15 protein-coding genes, 1 tRNA gene and 1 other RNA gene are annotated in these 16,517 nt (G+C 61.8%); 9 read left to right on the top strand and 8 right to left on the bottom strand.

All coding sequences use genetic code 11. The annotated features are described in order from the left end of the window. Nucleotides 1-59 precede the first annotated feature (59 nt). Nucleotides 60-977 carry a 3-methyladenine DNA glycosylase gene (locus tag JMA46_RS00870; protein WP_207343404.1) on the bottom strand — a complete coding sequence of 306 codons (918 nt, stop codon included), beginning with the start codon at nt 975-977 and terminating at the stop codon, nt 60-62. 4 nt (nt 978-981) lie between these two features. Then, on the bottom strand, nt 982-1,488 hold the full coding sequence (locus JMA46_RS00865) for a MarR family transcriptional regulator (protein ID WP_207343403.1): 507 nt from the start codon (nt 1,486-1,488) through the stop codon (nt 982-984). A gap of 117 nt (nt 1,489-1,605) precedes the next feature. On the opposite strand from JMA46_RS00865, the gene JMA46_RS00860 reads away from it, so the two are divergent. Both JMA46_RS00860 and JMA46_RS00855 read left to right on the top strand, forming a co-directional pair. Next, nucleotides 1,606-1,830 carry a hypothetical protein gene (locus tag JMA46_RS00860; RefSeq protein ID WP_207343402.1) on the top strand — a complete coding sequence of 75 codons (225 nt, stop codon included), beginning with the start codon at nt 1,606-1,608 and terminating at the stop codon, nt 1,828-1,830. A 93-nt stretch (nt 1,831-1,923) separates the two neighbouring features. After that, entirely contained in the window at nt 1,924-2,154 is a 231-nt protein-coding gene (locus tag JMA46_RS00855) for a hypothetical protein (RefSeq protein ID WP_348770016.1), read from the top strand. Nucleotides 2,155-2,263: 109 nt separating this feature from the next. Here JMA46_RS00855 and JMA46_RS00850 read toward each other — a convergent pair whose 3' ends face one another. After that, nucleotides 2,264-3,550, bottom strand: coding sequence for an aspartate kinase (locus tag JMA46_RS00850; RefSeq protein ID WP_207343401.1), 1,287 nt, complete (start codon nt 3,548-3,550; stop codon nt 2,264-2,266). A gap of 324 nt (nt 3,551-3,874) precedes the next feature. Between JMA46_RS00850 and JMA46_RS00845 the strand changes: the two genes are divergently transcribed. Together JMA46_RS00845 and JMA46_RS00840 are read left to right on the top strand one after the other, a co-directional pair. Beyond that, nucleotides 3,875-4,885, top strand: a complete 1,011-nt coding sequence (locus JMA46_RS00845; RefSeq protein ID WP_348770015.1) for an ABC transporter ATP-binding protein — start codon at nt 3,875-3,877, stop codon at nt 4,883-4,885. Beyond that, entirely contained in the window at nt 4,882-6,033 is a 1,152-nt protein-coding gene (locus JMA46_RS00840) for an ABC transporter permease (RefSeq protein WP_207343400.1), read from the top strand. The genes JMA46_RS00845 and JMA46_RS00840 overlap by 4 nt, the downstream gene beginning before the upstream one ends. A gap of 81 nt (nt 6,034-6,114) precedes the next feature. Here the strand turns inward: JMA46_RS00840 and ilvD are convergent, their stop codons facing one another. Beyond that, a complete protein-coding gene (gene ilvD / locus JMA46_RS00835) occupies nt 6,115-8,013 on the bottom strand; it encodes a dihydroxy-acid dehydratase (RefSeq protein ID WP_207343399.1) in 1,899 nt (632 codons plus the stop codon). A 78-nt stretch (nt 8,014-8,091) separates the two neighbouring features. Here ilvD and JMA46_RS00830 point away from each other — a divergent pair, with 78 nt between their 5' ends. After that, complete coding sequence (locus JMA46_RS00830) at nt 8,092-8,937, top strand: helix-turn-helix transcriptional regulator (RefSeq protein WP_207343398.1); 846 nt, start codon at nt 8,092-8,094, stop codon at nt 8,935-8,937. Nucleotides 8,938-8,984: 47 nt separating this feature from the next. Here JMA46_RS00830 and recR read toward each other — a convergent pair whose 3' ends face one another. The 3 genes from recR to ffs form a co-directional block, all read right to left on the bottom strand. Next, on the bottom strand, nt 8,985-9,584 hold the full coding sequence (recR, locus tag JMA46_RS00825) for a recombination mediator RecR (RefSeq protein WP_207343397.1): 600 nt from the start codon (nt 9,582-9,584) through the stop codon (nt 8,985-8,987). 74 nt (nt 9,585-9,658) lie between these two features. Further along, the gene (locus JMA46_RS00820) at nt 9,659-13,162 is read right to left on the bottom strand and encodes a DNA polymerase III subunit gamma and tau (protein WP_207343396.1); all 3,504 of its coding nucleotides are present in this window, start codon (nt 13,160-13,162) and stop codon (nt 9,659-9,661) included. A 71-nt stretch (nt 13,163-13,233) separates the two neighbouring features. Then, nucleotides 13,234-13,329, bottom strand: an RNA gene (gene ffs / locus JMA46_RS00815) — signal recognition particle sRNA small type. A 187-nt stretch (nt 13,330-13,516) separates the two neighbouring features. On the opposite strand from ffs, the gene JMA46_RS00810 reads away from it, so the two are divergent. Continuing rightward, entirely contained in the window at nt 13,517-13,726 is a 210-nt protein-coding gene (locus JMA46_RS00810; protein WP_207343395.1) for a hypothetical protein, read from the top strand. 392 nt (nt 13,727-14,118) lie between these two features. Next, a tRNA-Ser gene (locus tag JMA46_RS00805) sits at nt 14,119-14,206 on the top strand. Nucleotides 14,207-14,317: 111 nt separating this feature from the next. Here the strand turns inward: JMA46_RS00805 and JMA46_RS00800 are convergent. Continuing rightward, nucleotides 14,318-15,205, bottom strand: coding sequence for a hypothetical protein (locus JMA46_RS00800; RefSeq protein ID WP_207343394.1), 888 nt, complete (start codon nt 15,203-15,205; stop codon nt 14,318-14,320). Nucleotides 15,206-15,325: 120 nt separating this feature from the next. Here JMA46_RS00800 and JMA46_RS00795 point away from each other — a divergent pair, with 120 nt between their 5' ends. Together JMA46_RS00795 and JMA46_RS17555 are read left to right on the top strand one after the other, a co-directional pair. Beyond that, nucleotides 15,326-15,625: a type II toxin-antitoxin system VapB family antitoxin gene (locus tag JMA46_RS00795; protein WP_207343393.1), complete on the top strand. Its 300-nt coding sequence runs from the start codon at nt 15,326-15,328 to the stop codon at nt 15,623-15,625. Nucleotides 15,626-15,686: 61 nt separating this feature from the next. After that, the gene (locus tag JMA46_RS17555) at nt 15,687-16,511 is read left to right on the top strand and encodes a LytR C-terminal domain-containing protein (protein ID WP_207343392.1); all 825 of its coding nucleotides are present in this window, start codon (nt 15,687-15,689) and stop codon (nt 16,509-16,511) included. Nucleotides 16,512-16,517: the final 6 nt, after the last annotated feature.

Here is a 16,517-nt window from a genome sequence, read left to right as displayed (position 1 = left end):
AGGCCGGAAACGGCAGGAGCGTCGTGAGAAAGACCCCGGAAGGTGCAGGAGCGTCGGTATTAGGGGGTGGGGAGGGCGTCCACGGCTACCCGCAGGCGCTCTCGCAACACTGCTGCTTCCGCAGCAAAGCCACGCTGGTACGCCACGTAGTCGGCCTTGCCAGCGGACGTCTCGATGCGGATCGGCGGGTAGCCCCACTCGGCCAAGTCGTACGGCGACGCCTGCATATCCATCGCCCTGACACGCCACGACAGTTCAAAGCAGTCCATCACCAGCTCGCTGGGCAGGGCGGGCGAGAGCTTGTACGCCCACTTGTACAGATCCATGTTCGCGTGCAGGCAGCCCGGCTGTTCCATCTCGCGCTGGTTCTCCCGCGTCGGCGCCAACTCATTGAGCCCCGATGCCTGCGGGGTGTAAAAACGGTACGCGTCAAAGTGCGAGCAGCGAATGCGGTTCTCCTCCACCACCGTGTCCGTGCCCTCGGACCCAAGCCGCAGCTGCAGGTATTCGTGCCGAACAGCGTTGGCATCCTGCCTGTACACCATGGCCCATTCGTGCAGACCAAAACAACCAAACTGTGCCGGACGTGCGGCCGTGCGGCCCAGGATGATCCGGGCAAAATCGATGGCATCCTTGCGCTGAAGGACAAACTTTTCCAGATCAAGTACGACGGCTGGGCCCTCCCCGAGTGCACCGCTTGCCGTGAGCTCGCCGTCGTCGGCCGTGCGGTAGAACTTCCAATTCAGACGTTCGGTGGCAGCAGCGCCGGTAAGGACCACGCCGGGGCCCGGGTGCCAACGGGCCAACTGCCCAGGCTTTTGCGTGTAGTAGGTGAAGAGGAAATCCTCCACGGGATGCTTTTGATTACTCGAGCGGCGGGCCAGATACGGTTTGGCATAGCGGTTCACCCGGCTGTGGTGGGCCGCAGCACGTTCCTGCCACGCGCCGTCGGTCAAGGAATTTAAGGCCAAGGTCATGGGTCTAATTATCCGTCATCCCGTGCATTGCCTCGTCCTGGACATCGGTGCCCATCGGAGCCGAAAGGTCATCGGCGTGGGTAGCTGCATCGATCAAGGCCATCATTCGGTGGTGCAGCGCAAGGGCGGTTTCCCGGTCCAGGCCGAGTCGGGCCATCATGGTTCCGGGGACCGAGAGTGCCTGCTCGCGCAGTGCCGCCCCAGTCTCGGTGAGGTCGACGGCGAGGGCGCGTTCGTCGGCAGTGTCCCGTCCGCGGCTGACATAGCCAAGGATTTCCAACCGTTGCAGCAGCGGAGAGAGGGTGGCGGACTCCAGCAACAGGGTTTGACTCAGATCCTTCACCCGGCGGGGCGCGTGTTCCCACAGTGCCAGCATCACCAAGTATTGGGGGTGGGTGAGGCGCATGGCGGCAAGTACGGGTTTATAGGCGGCAATGACGCTTCTAGAGGCGACGGAAAGGCCAAAACAGAGCTGGCGTTCCAACAGCAGGTCATTCTCAATGGTGCTCATTGCCGTCCTCCGCAAAAATTAGTTAGTGGGCTAACTATCAGTGTACAGTGAGCGAAGTTGCCACAATCAACGTGCCTAAAAGCAACTTTTGGGTCCCAGCTGCAAGGAATGCCACCGATGCCCAAGACACCGTTCGTGCACAAACTGATGCGGTTCACCGGTCGGCTGCGTTTTATTTTCGGTCCTGCCGTCAGCAGTCCTCTTGACCATGAAATGACGAATGAGAACAAGGCACTGCTTGTCTCGCAGCAAGCCGCCACAGAGCAGTGGGTCACGGTTACCAGGGCAGACGGCAGCACCTACCTGGTGCCAAAAGACCCGGACGACAAGTCCCTGCGGTAGGATTTCGGGCCGTCTCCACCCCGTGTCTTTAGTCTGGTTCAGGCGTAAGCTGAAGGCGTCCCAACCGCATCCACACGTGGAGAGGGGGTGTTGATGATGACAAGCGGAGATAAGTTCGTGGACAAGGTCATGCACGCTACCGACAAGTTCCAAAAGGTTTTTGGTCCCGCAGACCAAGGCGACATGGATTCCCCGGTGGTGCATCGCCACGATGATTTCGAAGACAGCAGTGATGAACAGCTGACACACTTTGAAGAACACACGGACTCAGACGGCCACCATTACGCTGAACGCAAGGACGAAGAAGTCGCGGAAGAGCGTTAGGAAATACGTCAAGAACTCCAGTGATTCTTGAATGAGTTTTTAATGCCAAAAGGGGTGCACCCGGATTCTTGTTCCGAATGCACCCCTTTTGGGTGGGTGTGGCTGGGGATCAGCGCCCCGTGCCACCGTAGATAGTGGCTTCGTCTTCGCTGTCAAGGCCAAAGACGTGGTGGACCGCGCGCACTGCCGTGTCCAGCAGGTCTGCGCGCGTGACGACGGAGATGCGGATCTCGGAGGTGGAGATCAAATCGATGTTCACCCCGGCGTCGGACAGGGCCTTGAAGAAGTTGTAGGAGACGCCCGGGTTGGAGCGCATGCCTGCACCGATGAGGGAGAGCTTGCCGATCTTGTCGTCGTAGATCAAGTCCTCAAAGCCAACCTCGTCCTGCTGTGCGCGCAAGGCTGCCAGAGCGTCTTCGCCCTCAACCATGGGAAGCGTGAAGGAGATGTCCGTCTTCCCTGAGCCACGGGTTGAAATGTTCTGCACGATCATGTCGATGTTCGTGTGGGCGCCGGCGATGATGCCGAAGATCATGGCGGCCTTGCCGGGGATGTCAGGCACGCCAACAACGGTGACTTTGCCTTCGGACCGGTCGTGGGCCACGCCGGAGATAATTGGCTGCTCCAAGGCAACTCCCTCTGAGATCTTGATTTTGTCGTCGGGACTGGGCAGGACCCAGGTCCCTTCATTATCGGTAAATGAGGACCGCACATGGATGGGCAGTCCGAAGCGCCGGGCGTATTCCACGCAGCGCAGGTGCAGGATCTTGGCCCCTGATGCAGCCATTTCCAGCATTTCCTCGCTGGAGATCTTGCTGATCTTCTGCGCGCTGGAGACAACGCGGGGATCAGCCGTGTAGACGCCGTCGACGTCGGTGTAGATTTCGCAGACATCAGCATCCAGCGCTGCGGCCAGGGCAACAGCCGTGGTGTCGGAGCCGCCGCGGCCCATGGTGGTGATCTCATGGGTGGTGCGGCTCATGCCCTGAAAACCTGCCACGATGGCGATTTTGCCTTTATCGAGGGCGGTGCGAACGCGGTGCGGGTCAACATCAATGATGCGGGCCTTGCCGTGGATGCCGTCGGTGATCATGCCGGCCTGGCTGCCAGTGAACGACTGCGCAACGCCGCCGTGTGTGCTGATGGCCATCGCCAGCAGCGCCATGGAAATACGCTCGCCGGCCGTCATGAGCATGTCCAGCTCCCGTGCCGGGGGATGATCGGCAACCGAGGCGGCCAAGTCCAGCAGCTCATCGGTGGTGTCGCCCATGGCCGAAACCACCACGACCACCTCGTGGCCTGCCTGCTGGGTGCTGACGACCCGGCGGGCAACACGAAGAATGCCCTCGGCGTCGGACACGGAGGATCCGCCGTACTTTTGAACAATAAGGCTCATGGATGCACGCTCATTGATTTACCTATCGCAACACTGGGAGAAAAAATTTTGCTGCCACTCACGCCTGAGCCGCGCTACGGCGCTGGGCCAGTGCGGCATCATCAACGCGGAAGGCAGTTGAGCCAAGTTTAGCGTTAGCACGGGCTAACGCGGAATCGAGATATCCACATAGTGATACTCCATGGTCATGATGCGGTCATTGGAAGGTGTGTTGAAGCTCCTGTGCTCGGAGTGGAAAGTCCGACGACGGGATGATGCCTTCGCCACCTGCCCCACCTTAGGCTTGTCTCAACTCCGCATTCGCGGCCCACTGGGAGGGGAATCATGACGGAACAACAACAACCACCACCACAGCAGGATCCACCTGATGCCGATGGTGCCGAGATGGCTGGCACTGAGCTGGCTGATGCTGTGCCATTCAACGGTTTGAGGGCTACGGGGCTGTCCCGCAGCTTTGGTGAGGTTCACGCCGTCGTCAGTATGGACCTGCATGCGCCAGCCGGAGAGGTAACAGCGCTGATTGGGCCCAATGGTTCCGGGAAGACCACGTTGTTGCTGATGCTGGCGTCGCTGCTTGCCCCGGATGCCGGCACCATCAGCGTCATGGGCATTGACCCCGTCAGCAACCCTGCGGCGGCGAGAGCAAAAATTGGGTGGATGCCGGATACCTTGGGGGTCTGGGAAGCGCTCACTGCCCGAGAAATCCTCAGCGTCATGGGCCGGTTTTACCAATTACCCAAGATGCAGATTCCCGCCCGGGTTGCGGAACTGCTGGAGCTGGTCAACCTGTCCTCGCTGGCTGACCAGAAGGCCAGGGTCCTTTCCAGGGGCCAGCAACAGCGGCTCAGTTTGGCCCGTGCGTTGATTCACGATCCTGAAGTGCTGCTGCTCGATGAGCCGGCCTCCGGGCTTGATCCGGGATCGCGGATAGCCCTGCGGACCATCCTGCGGAAACTCGCTGGTGAGGGGAAAGTAGTTGTGGTTTCCTCCCATGTGCTGGCTGAACTTGATGAAATTGCCGACGGAGCCGTGTTCGTCAATCAAGGACGCTCGGTGCTGACCCAATCTGTGGATCAGGCTGCCGGGCAGGGGCGCAAGTATTCCATTACAGCGCTTGATTCTGCCGTGTTGGCGGCGGCTCTGACGTCTATGGGTGTGAGCTTTGAGGCGGAGTCTGCTCGCCGCGATTCTGTGGTGGTGGGTGTGGGCTCGGAGCGGGAGGCAGCCTCCTTGCTGCAGGATTTGGTGGCAGCAGGAGTGGACGTGTGCGCCTTCGCCCCAGCCACGGGTGCCTTGGAGGAGACCTATATGAGTATGGAGGTGGAACAGCCATGAGCTTGACACAGTATTCCTCGGGTGTTTCTGCCGTGGTGGGCATGGAACTGCGACAGCGACTGCGTTCACGTGGCTGGTACATCATGCTGGCCATTTGGTTTGCGCTCATTTGGCTGGTGACGGCCTTGACCTGGATCAGCTGGAAGGCGCAGTCTGGGTACAACTTTGATCCCGGCTTTGGGAGAGTCGGTCCCGGACCATTGATCTTCGAGGCCGTTTTGGCGTTTGTCCTGCTCTTTGGCTTGTTGGTGGCACCTGCGTTTTCGGCGAATGCCATCAGCGGCGATCGAGCCGCCGGCACTCTGGCCATCATGCAGGTGACTTTGCTGCGGCCCGGGCAGCTCTTGTGGGGGAAGTTTCTTGCGTCGTGGATTGCGGCGCTGGCATTTCTGGTCGTGAGCGTGCCGTTCTTGATTTTCGGTATTTCACAAGGCGGCCTAGGTGTTGGCTACATCGTGGTTGGATTACTCATGCTGGCTGGCGAGCTCGGTGTTGTGTGTGCCTTGGGCGTTGGTATTTCCGCGCTGGCAAACCGTCCGCTTTTCTCCATCGTTGTCACCTATTTGACGGTGGCGGCATTGGCTTTTGGCACACTCATTGCGTTCGGACTGGGGATGATGCTCAGCAACGGCACCGTGCAGGCAAACCAGAGCTATTACAAAAACATGGAAATGTATCAAGGCCCGGAAGGACCTGATGCAGAATACCTGGACGGTGACATGTACCCGGCGCCACCCAAACCCAAGGACATCACGGATGAGAACAACGAGTACGCCTGCTATGGGCCTCTGGTGGAACAACCCGCGCCCCACTCGGAGCGGGTGGCCTGGATGTTGGGCATGAATCCTTTTGTGGTGGTGGCCGATGCCATTCCGTACCCGGATCGAAACACTCCGGCACAGGCGAATTATACGAGCGGAATGTTCGAGATGATTAGCCAAAGCGCCCGTTACGTCCAAGCAGGTCCGGAAGCCACGTACCAGTGCGCCAACGGAAAGGTTGCCCCACAGTATCTTTCCAAGCAAGCCCCGCTGTGGCCACTGGGACTGGGATTGCAGTTGCTGGTAACTGCGGGCGTCCTGGCACTGGGCTGGCGGGCGTTGCGAACTCCGGCCGGGAAGCTCCCCAAGGGCACCCGGGTGGCCTGATCCACGCTGAACCGCCGCGAGATGCCACTTGTGGTACCCAAAAGCGAAGTTTGGGTGCCACAAGTGGCATCTCGCGTGCCGTTATAGCAGGACAGGGACCGATGCCCGGGGTGCACTCATTAAGACGGCGTCCTCCGGGATCTGGCGGATGGCACCCTTGTCTGCGCTGGTGGCCATGGAGGCGTAAGCCCGCAAGGCGGCGGAGACTTCGCGAACACGTCCCACTGGCTGGTAACCGGTGGTGGCCTCGAGCAGCTCGCGCCGTGCGTCCAATGTTTCCTCGTCGACCAGCAGTTCCATGGACCGGTTGGGGATGTCGATCCGGATGCGGTCTCCGTCCTGCACCAGGGCGATGGTCCCGCCGGCGGCGGCTTCGGGGGAGACATGGCCAATGGAGAGCCCGGATGTTCCGCCGGAGAATCGGCCGTCGGTGATCAGCGCGCAGACCTTCCCCAGGCCCAAGCCCTTCAGGAACGAGGTGGGGTACAGCATCTCCTGCATGCCGGGGCCGCCGCGTGGGCCCTCGTAGCGGATGACCACCACGTCACCGGCCTTAACAATCTTGCTCAGGATCTTTTCCACGGCTTCGTCTTGGGACTCGCACACGACGGCCGGTCCCTCAAACGTCCAGATGGACTCGTCCACGCCGGCGGTCTTGACCACAGCGCCGTCGAGGGCGATGTTTCCGCGGAGCACTCCGAGGCCGCCGTCCTTGGAGAAGGCGTGCTCCACATCGTGCAGGCAGCCTTCCACGGGGTCGGTGTCCAGGGAGGTCCACTCGGCCGACTGCGAAAACGCAGTCGAAGAGCGTTGGCCGCCCGGGGCAGCAGTCCACAGGGCTTTGGCCGCGTCGGTGGCCTTGCCGCCCCGGATATCCCAGTCGTCAAGCCACCCTGTGAGGTCGTTCGAGTGGACGGAGTTGACGTTCGTGTGGAGCAGCCCGCCACGGTTGAGCTCCCCCAAAAGGGCGGGGATACCGCCAGCGCGGTGCACGTCCTCCATGTAGAACGTCTTGTCTCCGGCCACGTTCGGCGCCACCTTGGCCAGGCACGGCACCAGGCGGGACTTCGCGTCGATGTCCTCCAAGTCGTACTTCAGTCCTGCTTCCTGCGCCGCTGCGAGCAGGTGCAGGATGGTGTTGGTGGAACCGCCCATGGCGATGTCCAGGGCCATGGCGTTGTCGAACGCTTCAAAGCTGGCGATGGAACGCGGCAGCACAGAGGCGTCGTCGTCCTCGTAGTAGCGCTTAGCGAGTGCGACGGCGGTGGCCCCTGCACGCTCGTACAGTTCCTTGCGCGCGGTGTGGGTGGCGAGCAGTGAGCCGTTGCCGGGCAGGGACAAGCCGATGGCTTCGGTGAGGCAGTTCATCGAGTTGGCCGTGAACATGCCTGAGCAGGAGCCGCAGGTGGGGCACGCGTTCGCCTCGATGAGGTCGATGTCTTCGTCGGAGATGGAATCATCGACGGCGTCGGAAATGGCATTGACCAGATCCAGCGAGCGGATGGAGCCGTCGGTCATGGTGACCCGGCCGGCTTCCATGGGGCCGCCGGAGACGAACACGGTGGGGATGTTCAGGCGCAGCGCGGCCATGAGCATGCCGGGGGTGATCTTGTCGCAATTGGAGATGCACACCAGGACATCGGCGCAGTGGGCGTTGACCATGTATTCCACCGAGTCGGCGATCAGATCGCGTGAGGGCAGTGAGTAGAGCATGCCGCCGTGGCCCATGGCGATGCCGTCATCCACCGCGATGGTGTTGAATTCGCGGGCAATGGCGCCGGCCTTGTGAATGGCGTCGGAAACTATGCGGCCCACCGGGGCGAGGTGGGTGTGCCCGGGGACGAACTCGGTGAAGGAGTTGGCGACGGCGACGATCGGCTTGCCGATGTCGGACTTGGCAACGCCGGAGGCCATCATGAGGGCGCGGGCGCCGGCCATGTTGCGGCCGTGGGTGACTGTTCTTGAACGTAATGGAGGCATAAGAGTAGTCAAGCAGCTTTTCTGCCCGCTCCGGAAGACGGTGCTGCTACTAGTAGTGGCAGTGCTAGATTTGTTGGAATGAATGAAGAACGACGGCGGGAGCTGGGTCAATTTCTCCGTGACCGACGCGCACACCTAGTCCGAGCCGAACACGGCCTGCCGCCGATTGGCCGCAACCGCACCTTGGGCCTGCGGCGGGAGGAAGTTGCGGCCTTCGCCGCCGTCAGCGTCACCTGGTACACCTGGCTTGAACAAGGGCGTGACATCAACGCCTCCCGCCAGGTGTTGGCGGCCATTGGCCGGGTATTGCGGCTCAGCGCCTCCGAAAACGGCTACCTATTGGCCATGGGCGGCTACGCGCCGCTGCCCATGGCGGAAGTGGCGCCCATGGATGCTGTGCCGCCACACCTGCAGGGTTTACTGGATGCCCTGGACTTTCCAGCGTTCGCCGTGGCACCGGATTGGGGTATTGCCGGCTGGAACAATGCCTATGAGTGCTTGTACTCACGTATTGCAGACGTGGATTCGAGCGAGCGGAACCTGCTGTGGCTGATCTTTTCCGACCCGCAGCTGCGCCGCATGCTCCCGGACTGGGAGGATACCTCGCGGTTCTTTGTGGCTGAATTCAGGGCGGAGGCCGGCCCCCGCCTGGGATCGATGGCGCACACCGCCCTCGTCGCGAAACTGGAGGCCCATAGCGCTGAGTTTGCCAAGATTTGGGCCGAGCACGGAGTGCAGGGCTTCGCATCCCGACAGCGGGTGTTCATCCACCCTGCCGTGGGCGAGCTGACGTTTGAGCAACATCGGCTGGTGCCCGCCGACGCCCCTGAACTGCACTTTGTGCTGTACGTGCCAACCCCTGGCACGCCCACTACGGATCGGCTCGCAGCGCTCGCGACAATTCATGATTCGAGGGCGCAGTAGCTGCCAATGTTGCTCCGGTGATAATGGCATCTAATCAGCGTTTGTTTTTAGTTAAGGGCGTTGCGGCGGCCCTCGAAGGCGCGGCCCAGTGTGACTTCGTCGGCATATTCCAAGTCGCCACCCACGGGCAGCCCGGACGCCAGACGTGTCACCGCGATGCCAATGGTCTTGAGCATTCGAGACAGATAGGTGGCTGTGGCTTCGCCCTCGAGGTTGGGGTCGGTGGCGATGATGATTTCCTGGATTTGGCTGTCGTTTAGACGAGTGAGCAGTTCGCGGATGCGCAATTGGTCCGGGCCGATCCCGGCGATGGGATTGATAGCCCCGCCCAGCACATGGTAGCGGCCGCGGAAGGCGCGGGTGCGCTCCACTGCGAGCACGTCCTTCGATTCCTCCACAACGCAAATAATGCTCGGATCCCGGCGCGGGTCACGGCAAATATTGCACAGCTCCGCCTCCGTGACGTTGCCGCACACGGTGCAGAACTTCACCCGTTCCTTCACGGTGACGATCGCCTTGACGAGGCGCTGCATGTCCTCGGTGTCGGCCTCGAGAATGTGGAAAGCCAGCCGTTGGGCGGACTTTGGCCCGATGCCCGGCAGGCGGCCCAACTCGTCAATGAGCTCCTGAACTGCTCCCTCGTACACAATGCCTCTTGTCTCTTGACGCGAAAATGGTGGTTACCGCCCGGTTGTTACGCCGTGTGGACGGTGCCGTGCGATTAATTAAGTGGGCGTTCCTCGATCAGCACGCCGCCCAGAATTCGTTCCACAGCGGCCTGCCCGACAACGCCGGATTCCTCGATGGTGACGTCGTCCGGGCTGGGGACATCCTCCACTGCCGGGGCTTTTGCTGGCGCACCTGGTGAAGTTTGTGTGCGTCCAGTCTGTGCTGCAGAGCTGTTGGCCATGCGCTGATACATGCTCAGCTTCGCCCCGCCCTGTGCCGTGTTCGACACCGGTGCCTCCTGCGCAGCTACCGCTGGGGTGGGATAGTTGGGGGACTCGCCCAGCTGAGACTCGGTGCCGGAGCTGAGCCGTTGCCCTGCTTCGAAGTCCGGCCGCGGCCCAGAGTCCGTGCCTGTGGACGACGGGGAAGCTGGTGAGGGGCCAGCTGGTGCGAAATGCTCGCCACCTGGTGATTCCGGCACACGGGATGGCCCATCCGGGGTGGAGACCGAAGGTGCTTCGATGGCAATCGGGGCGGCTTCGCTTGTCCCGGAAACAGTGGATTCTGCCTCGGAATTTGCGCGGGACACCGATAGGGCTTCAGGGAGAGGGCTGCCTGCTTGTGCCCAGTCGGGGGCAGTGGACATGCTGCCCCAGCCTGGATCGGGAATGTTTGAACGCCCTGTTTGCCCCAGCGAAACACCCCAATCCTGAGGTGCAGGCTCGGCTGCCCCTTTGTTTGCCTGCTGGGCAATTTGTTCAGCCAGGATGGCGCTTCGCCTGGGAACTTCCGGACTTGTGGTTGCGGCAGGCATGGCAGTTTCAGGTGTGCTGACCGGAGCGTCCCAGCCGGTGGTCCAGGCAGAAATGGGTGAGACCCGCGGGGGAGTGTGCACCACCGGGACCGGGACCGGGACCGGGGCAGCGGCCCGGAACGTTTCCTGGTCTGCAGAGGACGCCGTCGGCGCGGGCTGTTGGTCTTGGCTCTGATCCTGGCTCTGGCCCTGGTATGGATCGGAAGCAGGGTATGCATCGGGGCCCGGCTCCTCCCAGGGGTCGCTGGGTTCTGTTGGGCCGTCCCAGTAGTCGGGGGACTCGCTGGGAGCATTCGCGGCAGGTGCAACAGGTGCAGCCGCTGCGGCCACCTCGTTCGCTGTGGTGACGGGTGAGGGCTCAGGTGCAGTGGCTGTCGATGTGGTTGTCGACGGGGTTGGGACAACTGCCGGCTTTAGTGCGGGCTCCACGGCTTCGGAGACGGCGGCCGGCGTCTGCACGCGACGTGCCGTGGGCCCGGAAGTAGGCGAGGCCGGAATGGCCACCTCAGTGGGCAGACCCCAGGAATCGAGGGGAGCAGCCACAGCTGCCCCAGTTCGAGCGCCAGTTCCAGATTCAGCTTCAGTTCGAGCACTGACCTCGGTTCCGAGTGCCGATCCACTGCTGTTCGGGTGCTGACCGGCCGAGCTGTTTTTCGAAGCGCCGTCCTGCGGACGAGTCGAATTACCAGCTGGAACTTTTGGGTTTGGCTCAGAGCTCGCCTTCGGAGCTTCTCCTGAAACGGCCAGGATCTGCACTGAAATACCCAACACGTCGTTGATGGCACGTTGGAGATTCTCCAAGTGGCCGCTGTTGCTGAAAGTGCCAATCAAACCGTCGGAGGGCAGTCCCACGCGCAGCTCACGGCCATCGAAGGTTTGCGGCACAACGTTTTGGGTCACGATGGCCCAGGAGGCCATCCGGATTCCACGGAGCGAGCCGAGGATTTCCGGCCATGCACGACGGATAACTTCAATACCCGTTGCGTTGCCGGCCGGTGCGTTGCGAGCCTGTCCATTGCCGTCCGCGGGTGCAGGGGCTCCGGTAGCCGGTGGCTGCTCTGCATGGGCGGAGCCGGCGGGCTGGGATGACTGCGGTTGCGCTGATTCGGGCGGTGCGGGTTGCTGCTGGGCAGGCTTGGGGCTGGCAGTCTGTGCCTGCTGCTGCGTCTGCTCGAGGTTCTCCGAGCTTTGCGAGTCGGGCTGCGATGTGCCTGACGGTGTACTGGTGAAGTCAGGACTGTCAGTGGGTGTGGGGAGATCGTCCCATGTTCGGGAGGACTGAGTTCGGGAGGACTGCCCCCCTTGTCCTGCTTGTTCATCCTGAAGACTTGATTCGGGAACTACCTGAGGATCGGCCAGCTGTGCCTGCGAGGGTGTGTGCCGTGCAGTCACTTCAGCACCTGCTTCAGCCCTGGCACGGGCCAATTGCGCGCGTACGGCAGCCAGCCCACCGCCGGAGGTTCCGGGATCGGCGTAAGTAGGCTCCGGCGTCGAACGTCGCTGTGCCGAGACAGAATCCGGGTAAGGGGAGGGGGCAGCAGTTACCGGGACATTCCCGGCAGCGGGTGCACCTGCATAGTTGAGACGGCGTTCGAGCTGATCCAGGCGGGTGCCCATGCCGCGAACGGAGGAATCCGCGCCTGGCAGCAGGAGGCGTGCGCCGAGCAGTTCAAGGTGCAGGCGGGGGGAGGTGGCGCCCGTCATTTCGTTGAATGCGGCGTTGGTGATGTCGGCTGCGCGGGATAACTCGGCGGCACCGAGCTGGGCGGCTTGGGCCTGCATGCGGGCGATGAGCTCGTCGGGGGTGCCGCGCAAAATGGCGTGCGCACTTTCCGGCATGGCGTGCACAATGATGAGGTCGCGGAAACGCTCAAGGAGGTCTTCAACGAAACGGCGGGGGTCGTGGCCGGTTTGGATGACCTTGTCCACGGACTTGAAAACAGTGGCTGAGTCGTTGGCGGCCAGGGCTTCGACAACGTCGTCGAGCAGTGAGGCGTGAGTGTAGCCGAGCAGGTCCACGGCCAGGTCATAGTCCAGGCCAGCGTCACCGGCACCGGCCATGAGCTGGTCCAGGACGGAGAGTGAATCGCGCACTGAACCACCGCCAGCGCGGACCACCAATGAGAGCACGCCCGGGGCGACGGCAACATTTTCGCGTTCGCACAGTAGCGCCAGATACGCCATGAGTGGTTCAGGCGGCACCAGCCGGAAGGGATAGTGGTGGGTGCGCGAGCGGATGGTGCCAATGACCTTGTCAGGCTCTGTTGTGGCAAAGATGAACTTGATGTGCTCCGGCGGCTCTTCAACAATTTTCAGCAGCGCGTTGAAGCCTGCAGAGGTGACCATGTGGGCCTCATCGATGATGAAGATCTTGTAGCGGTCGCGGATGGGGGCGAAGGTGGCGCGTTCACGCAGGTCGCGGGCGTCGTCGACGCCACCGTGGCTGGCAGCGTCAATTTCAATGACGTCGAGCGAGCCTGCACCCCCTCGGGCCAATTCGATGCAGCTGTCGCATGTACCGCACGGGTGGGAGGTGGGGCCTTGGGCACAGTTGAGGCAGCGCGCCAGGATGCGCGCAGACGTGGTTTTGCCGCAGCCGCGGGGGCCGGAAAACAAATAGGCGTGGTTGACACGGTTCTTGTCCAAGGCAGCCATCAAGGGTGCCGTGACATGCTCCTGTCCGATCACGTCGGCAAAGGAATCCGGACGGTACCGGCGATACAGGGCTGTTGGTGCACTCACAGTTCAAACCCTATCTAATCCGCCTGACAAATTGCCGCTTCGATGCTGCAAATCCGGCATATCTGGGGATAAATAAAGACCCCCCATGCACCCGCCAGAGCCCGCTTACCCTTGCTACCTTCCGGTCCTGGGGGAGTTCACAGGGTGACGCCACATGAGGGGCCGGGAATCAGCTTACCTGACAGCGGCGGTGGGTGCGAATCCGCCAACCGCGGTGCCACGCACAGCAAGGCATATCAATTTCCCTCCCACGGTGGTACGTTCGCCACATAGGGGCATTGACGCCATTGCCAAGCCGGTCCCGCCGCGCTTCCGCCCCTGCGCTACGCGGGCCCACCGAGGGAGCGATCGAGAATGTGGTACGGAGTCTTCGAATGGGTATTTTGGGTGCTGGCCTTTGGGTTTGGGGTTATGGCACTGGTGCGAGGTGAAGTGTTTTCAACCAACACCAGCCAGCGAGTGCAACGCCACGCAGGCCAACAGTTCTTCCTGTGGGTCTTGGCAGCCACCTTTGCGCTATCAGGATTCCTTACGGCAGTCTTGGCCATGCGCGCAGGACACTGACTCGCATCGTAGCTTCGCAGTGATTGGTTAAGGTGTTGAATTCCGGGCAGCAAAGGGAAGCCGGAATGAATGTGACACGCCTGCAGATCCTGAAATTCTGTAGCAATGTGACAATGTTGTAAAGTTGGCTGCGTAGTGCAGAAGGTAGTGGGAGCGCCGCCATCTGCACTGTAGGGACGTATTGCACGTCCTACCCTTGATGCGTTGCCTGCCTTCCGCAATGGACGCATAGGGAAATAAGGGCAGTAGGGCTTGAACGGGGTCGTACTGCCCTTATTTCTTGCACTGAATCAGCCGTGTTAGCGGTCATTTTTAGCCGCCCCAACCTTCGATTCGTGAGTTGGGCACTTTGTCAGGTACTCTTGAACCTGCCGTGTTTCGCACAGCAAGCTGGAGGATTCGCCTAGCGGCCTATGGCGCACGCCTGGAACGCGTGTTGGGTTAACGCCCTCGGGGGTTCAAATCCCCCATCCTCCGCCAATGAAAGGCCCGGAATCGTTGAGATTCCGGGCCTTTCGTCGCTTAAACGGTGATGGTTCTCGACTGGCTTGATCACCCGGACTGGCTCGATCACCAGCGCGGCAGCTTCCGCTACTGTTCCAGTGCGTCGAGCCAGAACTGCAGGAACGCTGCCCCAGCAAAATCATTGACAAAGTCATCGCCAAGCTCAAGGTCCGCTGCAGTCTTGACAGGGTAGGGCTTGTCCGGGACGCCGTCGGCAGGGCGCACATCCACATGCTTGACGGGGTGGTCTTGGTGGTGCAGCCAGTCGGCCATTGCGTAGTCGGTGCGGGAATCACCCACCGTGCGCCACGCTTGCGGCACGATGCCTTGTGCGGCAAGCAGTTCCACCGCGCGGCTGGCACCCAAATCCTTGCCCAGGCGAACAGATTCAATGTCCGTGGAGATGATGGACGGATCGACCCGGTAGTCGACACGGCCCGTTGACGCCGGCGCCCGGTGCTCAAGCCTCACCGCACCTAAGTCGTGCTCAGCCAGCAGAGCCAGCGCATCGGCGTCGAACTTGGACTGCTGCTCCAAGTAGCTGCTGCTCTCCACCTCAATGTGCTGCTCCACGGACACCATGGCCCGCTTCGTCTCGTCAAAGAACATGTGCCCGGCGTAGGAACGGCTGACGAGTTCCCTGATGGCATCGCCAAACGCCGTGGGCATGGCCAGGGACTTGTCCACATGCACGGGGCCGGGGCCGTCCTGGGTGAAGCTGAACCAGACGGCGCCCTTCTCGCAAATAGCGTGGACAACGGAACCCTCCGGCAGCCCGGCCTGGAGCATCGGCACCATCAGCTGCTCGGTGATGAAGGCGTCGGAGCGGCCGGTGTTGAACACCACGGGTATGCCGCGGTCCACCAGCTCAATCAAGCTCGCGATGATCTCCGGCGATACGCGGCGGGTCACCGGACTGGCCAGCGGGCCATCCACGTCGAGCAGCAGGGCCAGGGGTGGTTGCAAAAGTGTCATGCACCCATGTTCCCAGCACTGGCTGCCGAAGTGACATTTTCGGCAACCATTTGGCAACACACCATTACGCGAGAGGGGGCGGAAGTTCCCATAGCGGCGTGTAGTCCCTAGTCTGAGTGAGTGATCTTCAAAGCAATTGGCGACAAACGCCCGTACCCGGACCATGGCTACGTGACGCCCAAGGACTGGGCAGGCGTTGCGCCGCGCCAAGTCAGGCTTGCGGACTTGGTCACCACCAAGGCGCAACTGGACCTTGCCGCGCTGTTGGCTGAAGACTCAACATTTTTTGGTGATTTGTTTCCACACGTCGTGCAATGGCGGGGCACGCTGTATCTGGAAGACGGATTGCACAGGGCTGTTCGCACCGCCTTGCACCAGCGCAGCGTCATGCATGCCCGGGTTCTGGTGATGGATGACTAGGCCGCTGGGGGAACCGTCGTCGGCTGTTCCCCCGCAGAAACCCTCTTTTTCACCCGGTGGCGTGAAACCGAGTGCGGGCAAGTACGACGGCGCGGTGCCCGGCGACGATGTGCTGCTGACGGTTCGGCAAAAGCGCCGCGCTGCCAAGGAAGCGCGCAGGCAGGCCAAGGACGCGGCCTATGATCAGCGCCAACGACGCAAGAAGAACAAGGACGGAACGTCGTGGCGTGGCCGCCACATTGTTGATGAGCGCGGCCTGGCCGCCACCTTCCCAGAACCTGAGACTCCGGAGTTTGATTCCTCCATGGTGCGCCGACGCATCACACACGGTGCGGTGCTGGTGCTGTTGTTGGCGCTGGTGATTGCAGGGCTGGTCCTGGCCGGAATGGTGCAGCGCGGGGAACTTGAACTGAAGTTCGGAAATGGAAAATCGGCAACCGCACCCGTGACCTGTCCCGTTGAAACCCTTAAACTGCCGGCAAACAAGAACGTCACTGTCAACGTTTTCAACGGCGGCAGCACTGAGGGTCAGGCAGGGAAGGTGGCGAAGGAGCTGAAAGCGCGCGGCTTTGTCATCGGTGTGGTGGCGAACCAGGCCACTGAATATGTTGCCCCCACCATAGTTATTTCGGGCAAGGGTGGACACGGCGCCGCATTGAGCATGCAGCGCAACTTCGCCAATTCCGAATACGTGCAGGATGACCGAAAAGACAGCACGGTGGACGTCATAGTGACCAGTCGCTTCAGCGGGCTCGTCGACGCCGCAGCGGTGGATGCAAAGCCCGGAGTGCTCTCCTGCCCGCGCCTCAGCCCACCACCAAGCCCGCCGCCAAGTGCCGTGCCCCCAGCCCCGCCTGCAAAGCCAGCAGCGCCTGCCGCGGGGTAACGCCCC

This window comes from Arthrobacter sp. E3 (assembly GCF_017353415.1).
In the GTDB taxonomy this organism is placed as follows: domain Bacteria; phylum Actinomycetota; class Actinomycetes; order Actinomycetales; family Micrococcaceae; genus Specibacter.
Note: the sequence above shows the minus strand (reverse complement) of the source record. Positions and strands in the feature narration are given on the sequence as shown.